This is a genomic window from Actinomadura sp. SCN-SB (assembly GCF_043906805.1).
Classification (GTDB): domain Bacteria; phylum Actinomycetota; class Actinomycetes; order Streptosporangiales; family Streptosporangiaceae; genus Spirillospora.
Genome location: NZ_JBIMPP010000032.1, coordinates 80,222 through 87,177 on the forward strand (window position 1 = coordinate 80,222; position 6,956 = coordinate 87,177).

Here is a 6,956-nt window from a genome sequence, read left to right on the forward strand (position 1 = left end):
GAGGACGGGTCAGTGGTCGCGGGCGAGGACGAAGCGGGCGATGTCCAGGAACTCGGCGCGGACCTCGTCCTTCATCTCCGCGTCCTTGAGGTGCCGTTCCGCCTGCGCCAGGCGCTGCGCGGCCTCGGCCTCGGCCCAGGCGCGCCCGCCCGCCTCCTCGATGAGCCGGGCCATCTCGCGCAGCTCGGCCTCGGAGTGCTGCTCCGGCCGCGCGTACAGGTCCGCCAGGCGGGCGGACGCGGCGGTGCCGGCGGTGAGCGCGGAGACCACGGGCAGGGACTTCTTGCGCGCCCGCAGGTCCGAGAGGACGGGCTTGCCGGTGACCCGCGGGCTCCCCCAGATGCCGAGGATGTCGTCCATCAGCTGGAAGGCCACGCCCAGCTCGGACCCGAACGCGGTCAGCTCGCTGATCAGCGCGGGCGGCCCCTCGCCGAGCATCGCGCCGACCGCGCAGGAGCAGGCCAGCAGCGCCGCGGTCTTGTCGGACGACATCGTCAGGACCTCGTCGAGCGAGACGTCGGTGCGGTCCTCGAAGTCCAGGTCGAGCGCCTGGCCCGCGATGAGCCTGCGGGTGGCGGCGGTCAGGCAGCGGGCCGCCCAGTGCGCCCCGCGGGTCTGCTCGTCCAGCAGCAGCTCGGCGGCCAGCGACAGCAGCGCGTCGCCGCCGAGGATGGCGGCCGAGGAGCCGAAGACGGTCCACGCGGCGGGCCGGTGCCGCCGCGTGCGGTCGCCGTCCATGATGTCGTCGTGCAGCAGCGAGAAGGCGTGCACCAGCTCGACGGCGACCGCGCCGGGCAGCGCCGCCTCGGGCGCCGCGCCCGCGGCGCGGGCCGACAGCAGCGACAGCGCGGGCCGCAGCGCCTTGCCGCCGCCCTCGGCGGGACGTCCGTCGGTGTCGATCCAGCCCAGGTGGTAGGCGCCGACCCGCCGGGTCAGCGGGTCCAGCCGGTCGACGGCGGCGCGCATGGCCTCGTCGACGAGCGCGCGGCCCTCGGAGATCGCGACGGGAACGCTGGTCATCGGCGGCTCACCCCTTCCAGGTGGCGCCGGACGAGGCGGGCGGCGGTCAGACCGCTGCGCACGGCACCCTCCATCGTGTCGGGCCAGCCCGTGTCGGTCCACGCGCCGGCGAGAAAGATCCCTGGCAGCCGGGTGGTGGCGGCGGGACGCAGCGCGCCGCTCCCCGGGCTCTGGCGGAACGTCGCATGGCGTTCCCTGGTGACGAAGAAGTCGGTGATCCCGGCCTGCCCGGCGGCGGGGAACAGCCGCTCCAGCGCGCCGGTGAACACGTCCCGGATCCTCGCGGTGGGCATGCCGATCCACCGGTCGGCCGCCGACACCGACACCGCCAGGTGCTGGCCGGACTCCAGGCCGCTCACCGCGGTGCGGTCGAACACCCATTGGACCGGCGAGCCCACGGCCGCGGCGAACGGCAGGCGGGTCACCGGCCGGTCGTAGACGACGTGCACGTTGACGATGGGGCTGGAGCCCAGGCCGGCCCAGTGCGCGCGGTCGGGGCACGCCTCGGCGGGGACGAGCGCCGCCGCGGCCCGGTGCGGCACCGCGACCACGACGGCGTCCGCGGCGGCCCGCTCCCCGTCCACGACGATCTTGGGGCCGGGCTCGATCGCCTCCACCTTGGCGCGCAGCCGTACCTCGCCGCCGCTCCGCCGGACGCGGTCGGCCGCGAGCGTGCCGTGCAGCTCGCCGAGCGGCACGGACGCGATGCCGATGTCGGCGGCGTCGGCCCGGCCCAGCAGCGCGGTGCGGCACACCATGGCGGCGGACCCGAGCGCGGCCTCCTCCACGCCGATGTTGAGCGCCGAGGTGATGAACAGGTCCCAGAGCGCCTGGCGCGGCCACCGGCGCTGGCCGTGGGCCGCCAGCCACCGGCCCATGGCGACACCGTCCAGCGCGGGATCGTCCAGGTCCAGCCGGTCGAGGGCGCGCGAGGCGCGGACCGCGCGCATCCGTTCCATCGGCGACAGCAGCGCGTACCCGGCGAGCGCGGGCAGCAGATGGAAGGGGCCGGGGAGCCGTGCGCGGCGCAGCCGTCCCGTGCCGCGCCCTCCTCCTGACTTTGGGGAGAGGACGGTGACGTCGAAGCGGGGCTGGATGGCGACGCGGTCGGCCGCCCCCAGCCGGCGGAGCAGGCCCTGGTACGCCGAGCAGCAGCGCAGGAACACGTGCTGGCCGTTGTCGACGGTCAGGTCCCCGCGGCGGAACGAGCAGGTCGCGCCGCCCAGCCGGGGACGCGCCTCGTAGACGGTCGTGCGCAGCCCGGCCTCCTGGAGGGCCAGCGCGGCGCTGATCCCGGCCAGCCCGCCGCCGATGATCGCCACATGGGTGTCGGGGCTCACCGCGCCCTCCCCAGCGACCGGACGGCCACGGACGCCTTCTCCCACGACGGCAGCGACGTGCGCGTGGCCAGCGACGCGACGGGGTCGGCGGCGATCCGGTCCAGCAGCCGCCGGTAGATGCCCGACATCGCGGCGGCGCACGCGGCGCTGCGCCGGTCGAGCAGCGGCAGCAGCCGCGACCCGGTGTCGTACCACCGCCGCGCCCGCTCCACCTGGAACCGCACCAGCTCGCCGAGGCGGTCCGGCGGGTCGGTGAACCGGCCGGTCTCGTCCAGCGTGAGCGAGCACCCGAAGCGGTCCAGGTCCTCGGCGGGCAGGTAGACGCGGCCGTTGCCCGCGTCCTCCCGCACGTCCCGCAGGACGTTGGTGAGCTGCAGCGCGACGCCGAGCGCGTCGGCGAGGGGCACGGCGGCGCGCGGGTCGCCGGTGCCGAAGACGCCGAGGGACAGCCGCCCGATCGTCCCGGCGACGCAGCGGCAGTAGGACAGCAGGTCGTCGAAGGTCTCGTAGGCGGTGCCGCGCACGTCGGCCTCGCAGCCGTCGATGAGCTCGCCGAACGCCTCGATGGGGATCGGGAAGCGCCGTGCCGCGTCGGCCATCGCGACCAGGACCGGGTCGTCCGGCCGGTCGTCCAGGTCGCTGATGTCCTTGCGCAGGGACGTCAGCGCGGCCAGGCGCTCCTCGGCGGGCGCGTGCTCGTCGTCGCCGTAGTCGTCGACGCGCCGCGCCAGCGCGTACACCGCGCTCAGCGCCCGCCGCTTCGGCGAAGGCAGCAGCCTGATCCCGTAGGAGAAGTTGCGGGCCCGTGAACGGACCACCTGCTCGCAGTGTCGGTACGCGGCGGACGGTTCCACTGATCAACTCCCCTTGAGCGCCCGTGCCCACTCGGCCGCGAGCCGAACGCGGGCGGGACGCGGTGTGTCGCACAGGACGTCGTAACGCCGCCTCTCCAGGGCCGCCAGGGCGGCGCGGCCGCCGGCGACGTACCCGGCGACGGCGAGCCGCGCGAGCCCCGGGAGCAGCCCGGCCAGCGGCGCCCCCTCGTCCAGCAGCCGCCGGGCCCGCCGCGCCTGCAAGGCGAGGACGCCGCGCAGCCGCGTGGGCGTCACCGGGCCCGACAGGTCCCGGTCGGTGCAGCCGAACCGCCGCAGGTCCTCCTGCGGCAGGTAGACCCGCCCGCGCCGGTGGTCCTCGCCGACGTCCTGGCAGTGCTCGATGATCTGCAGCGCGGTGCAGATCCGGTCGGAGAGGTCGAACCGGTCGGGGGTGGCCGCGCCGAACAGGTACAGCACGATGTGCCCGACCGGCTCGGCGGACAGGACGCAGTACTCCTGCAGCTCGTCGAAGGTCTCGTAGCGGGAGACGACCTGGTCCTGGCGGTTGGCCTGGATCAGCCGCTCGAACGGCCGGGACGGTATCCCGTGCACGTGGACCGCGTCGGCGAGCGAGAGGACCGGCGGAAGCTTGGGCATGCCGCCGGAGTAGAGGCGGCGCAGGTCCTCCTCCACCGCGTCGAGGTACGCGAGGCGCTCGTGCGGCGGCGCGCGGTCCCCGATGTCGTCCACGAACCGGGCGAACCGGTACACGGCGAGCAGATGACCGCGGCGGCGGACCGGCAGCAGGCGCGAGGCGACCGGGAAGTTCTCCCGGCGCACGAACGCGTCCAGTGACCGTGGTCCCGCTGCCGGATCCCACGACCGCACATCGGCGGACATGTCTTCCCTTCGGGTCGCGGAGCCGTCGGCGCGAAGAGGCCGGCACCGGCGAACGGGCGGCTGACGGGCCGGTCACTCTCCGCATGATTCATGTCCGTTCGCCTTTCAACCGGATCTCCCTATTCGGGAAAACCGCAGGCGCGCGGTGGAGGTGTTTCGCGCACGGACAGCGGCCTTACGCCACGGAACGGCAAAACGGTCCGGCCGGGTGTCAGCGCCAGCCGGTGCGGGCGCGCAGCCAGTCCAGCACGATCTCGCCCTGCGCCCTCTGGAAGGCGCGCACCGTCGGCAGCCCGGGGGGCGACGGCAGGCTGCCCTGCCGCACCAGGTAGCCCGCCACGGCGGCGACGACGGCGGTCACCGCGTCGGCGTCCGCGCCGCGCGCGGACGGGTGTGAGGCGAACGGCTCCTCCGGCGGCGGGCCGCCGGCCAGCCGGACACTGGGTAGCATCGCCAGCAGGTCGAACCAGGGCGCGGCCAGGCACGCCCACGGCCAGTCCACCACCACGACGCGGTCGGGGGTGAGCAGGAGGTTGTCGGCGCGGACGTCGGCGTGGGCGAGCGTCCGGCCGGCCGCCGCCTCACCCCACGCGCTCTCCAGCGCGGCCAGGCGGTCGAGGTGGCGGCGCGCCCAGTCGTCGAGTCCGGTGAGGTCGTCCCGGGTGGCCAGCTCGGTCCAGCCGCGGAAGGCCCCGCCGAACCGTTCGGCGACGGGCGGGACCTCGATCGGGCTGGGGGTCATGGCCTCGGCGAGGGCGGTCAGGGCGTCCAGGACGCGGCGCAGCTCACCGGTGTCCCAGGGGAGCCGCGGCTGACGGCCGTCCACGTCCTCGAAGACGAGGGTGACCCAGCCGTCCCGGTCGAAGGAGCCCAGCAGCCGCGGAACGGGCGCCGTCTCCGGCAGCACGGCCGCGACCCTGGCCTCGGCGCGGTGCAGCTCCGGCGTGTCCGGGTTGGGCAGCGGCCCCGCCGACTTCACGAAGGCCCGGCGGCCGTCGGCGAGGCGCAGCCGTGCCGCGACGCCCGGCGAGTACCCGCCGGGCTGGGTGACCGCCTCCACGACACGGCCGCCCAGCAGCGCCTCCACGTCCCGCCGTACCTCGCCCGGGGCCGCCCACCAGGCGATCCGCTCAGACACGCTTGACGTAGCGGCGGGACGGGACGGCGATCGGCCCGGACGGCCCCGACGCCTGGTAGTCGAACGGACCGTCGTCCGTCCAGCCCTGCCGTTCGTAGAACCGCCGCGCCCGCCCGTTGCCGGCCACGACGGCGAGCCATGCCTCCCCGTGACCGTGCTCGCGGACCAGCCGCTCGGCCTCCGCCAGGAGCACGGTCGCCACCGCCGTCCCGCGGTGGTGCGCCGCGACGTAGACCTGCTCGACCTCGTCGCCGGACACCATCACGAACCCGGCGACCTCGTCGCCGGCGACCGCGACCACGGTGTCGCCGGCACGCTCGGCCGCCCGCGTGGAGAACGACTCGGGCGTGCGCGCGTCGGCCAGCGCGCCGGGCACGTTCCCCAAGTGGGCGTCGCGCCATCCCTGCCGCCAGATGCCCGCGACGGCCTCCGCGTCCGCCGCCGTCGCCGGCCGCAGGACGACGGTCCCCTGAGCTGACATGCCCGCAGAGTAGACCAATTCCCTCGGCGGGTCAGCGCCCGCGCGGGACGCGGATCCCATAGGCGGCGATTCTGCGGTAGAGGGTGGCGCGGCTCGTCCCCAGCTCCTCGGCGGCGCCGCGCATGGAGACGCCCGGACGGCCGAGCACCCGGACGATCTCGTCGCGTACGAAGGACTGGATCCGGGTGAGCCGGTGCGAGGAGCCGGAGAGCACGTCGGGCCGGCCGCCGGGCGATCCCGGTGGCCGTCCGATCCTGTGACGCGGGCCGTGCGGCGCGCCTCGTGGTGCTACGGTCGGGGTTTCCGGAAGCCGCGCGCTTGCGCCGTCCGCCGAGGATCGGAGAGTGCGATGGGGACATCCTCCCGGCTGCCGCGCGATGTGGACGCCAGCAGGGTCAACGACGCGCGCCTGTGCGACTACGCCCTCGGCGGCAAGGACAACTACGCCGCCGACCGCGCCGCCGCGAAGACGCTGGTGGAGGCGTTCGACGAGACCCGCTACCTGCTGCCCGAGCTGCACCGCTTCCGCACCCGCGCGCTGGAGGCGCTGCTGGACGCGGGCGTCCGGCAGTTCCTCGACCTCGGCTGCGGGATGCCCGGCAGGCACAACGTGCACGACATCGTCCACGCGCGGGATCCGCGGGCCCAGGTCGTCTACACCGACGTCGACGCCGTCGCGGTCACCCACTTCCTGGCCCTGCGGCCGGCCATGGCGACCGCGGCGCAGGTGGACGTCCGCGACCCCGCGGCCGTCCTCGGCCATCCCGACGTCGCCGCGCGGCTCGACCTGGACCGCCCGGTCGGCGTGCTGATGGTCGCGGTGCTGCACCTCGTGCACGACGAGGACGACCCGGACCGGATCGTCGCGGGCTACCGCGAGGCCATGGCGCCCGGCAGCCATCTGGTGTACTGCGACCTGAGCGGGGACGAGCAGCCCGCCGACCGCGCGGCCCGCTACCGGCGCACCGCCGACGAGATCGGGATCCCCGTCTCGATGCGGGGCCGGGAGCGGGTGTCGCGCTTCTTCACCGGGCTCGACCTGCTCGAACCGGGCCTGGTGCCCCCGCCGGACTGGCGCCCTTCCGGCGTCCCGTCCCACCCTCCCACCGGATGGCTGCTGGCGGGGGTCGGCCGCAAACCCTGAACGGTCGATCCGTCGGTCTGGTCCGGGGCGCTCAGTTCAGGGCGTTCTGGTCGTCCTGGTCCTGGAGCCAGCGTTCGGCGTCGATCGCCGCCGCGCACCCCGTCCCCGCCGCCGTGAC

Annotated in this window: 8 protein-coding genes; 1 reads left to right on the forward strand and 7 read right to left on the reverse strand. The window is 75.4% G+C overall.

Annotated features, from left to right (window positions below; all coding sequences use genetic code 11):
- Positions 1-9: 9 nt before the first annotated feature.
- The 7 genes from ACGWYJ_RS21350 to ACGWYJ_RS21380 all read right to left on the reverse strand — a co-directional run bounded on the left by ACGWYJ_RS21350 (position 10) and on the right by ACGWYJ_RS21380 (position 5,908).
- Complete coding sequence (locus ACGWYJ_RS21350; protein ID WP_395107975.1) at positions 10-1,020, reverse strand: polyprenyl synthetase family protein; 1,011 nt, start codon at positions 1,018-1,020, stop codon at positions 10-12.
- Positions 1,017-2,360 carry a hydroxysqualene dehydroxylase HpnE gene (hpnE, locus tag ACGWYJ_RS21355; RefSeq protein ID WP_395107976.1) on the reverse strand — a complete coding sequence of 448 codons (1,344 nt, stop codon included), beginning with the start codon at positions 2,358-2,360 and terminating at the stop codon, positions 1,017-1,019. Before hpnE ends, ACGWYJ_RS21350 begins: the two co-directional genes overlap by 4 nt.
- Complete coding sequence (hpnD, locus tag ACGWYJ_RS21360; RefSeq protein ID WP_395107977.1) at positions 2,357-3,214, reverse strand: presqualene diphosphate synthase HpnD; 858 nt, start codon at positions 3,212-3,214, stop codon at positions 2,357-2,359. The genes hpnE and hpnD overlap by 4 nt, the downstream gene beginning before the upstream one ends.
- A gap of 3 nt (positions 3,215-3,217) precedes the next feature.
- Positions 3,218-4,075: a squalene synthase HpnC gene (gene hpnC, locus ACGWYJ_RS21365; protein WP_395107978.1), complete on the reverse strand. Its 858-nt coding sequence runs from the start codon at positions 4,073-4,075 to the stop codon at positions 3,218-3,220.
- A 211-nt stretch (positions 4,076-4,286) separates the two neighbouring features.
- Positions 4,287-5,213: a phosphotransferase family protein gene (locus ACGWYJ_RS21370; protein WP_395107979.1), complete on the reverse strand. Its 927-nt coding sequence runs from the start codon at positions 5,211-5,213 to the stop codon at positions 4,287-4,289.
- The gene (locus tag ACGWYJ_RS21375; RefSeq protein WP_395107980.1) at positions 5,206-5,694 is read right to left on the reverse strand and encodes a GNAT family N-acetyltransferase; all 489 of its coding nucleotides are present in this window, start codon (positions 5,692-5,694) and stop codon (positions 5,206-5,208) included. The genes ACGWYJ_RS21370 and ACGWYJ_RS21375 overlap by 8 nt, the downstream gene beginning before the upstream one ends.
- Positions 5,695-5,725: 31 nt before the next feature.
- Positions 5,726-5,908, reverse strand: coding sequence for a helix-turn-helix domain-containing protein (locus tag ACGWYJ_RS21380; protein ID WP_395107981.1), 183 nt, complete (start codon positions 5,906-5,908; stop codon positions 5,726-5,728).
- Between the two features lie 135 nt (positions 5,909-6,043).
- Between ACGWYJ_RS21380 and ACGWYJ_RS21385 the strand changes: the two genes are divergently transcribed.
- The gene (locus ACGWYJ_RS21385; RefSeq protein ID WP_395107982.1) at positions 6,044-6,838 is read left to right on the forward strand and encodes an SAM-dependent methyltransferase; all 795 of its coding nucleotides are present in this window, start codon (positions 6,044-6,046) and stop codon (positions 6,836-6,838) included.
- The last annotated feature ends 118 nt before the right edge of the window (positions 6,839-6,956 follow it).

Excerpts from the sequence above, each read along its gene's own strand:
- ACGWYJ_RS21350 (WP_395107975.1), bottom strand. The coding sequence starts at position 1,020 with ATGACCAGCGTTCCCGTCGCGATCTCCGAGGGCCGCGCGCTCGTCGAC.
- hpnC (WP_395107978.1), bottom strand. The coding sequence starts at position 4,075 with ATGTCCGCCGATGTGCGGTCGTGGGATCCGGCAGCGGGACCACGGTCA.
- ACGWYJ_RS21375 (WP_395107980.1), bottom strand. The coding sequence starts at position 5,694 with ATGTCAGCTCAGGGGACCGTCGTCCTGCGGCCGGCGACGGCGGCGGAC.
- ACGWYJ_RS21385 (WP_395107982.1), top strand. The coding sequence starts at position 6,044 with ATGGGGACATCCTCCCGGCTGCCGCGCGATGTGGACGCCAGCAGGGTC.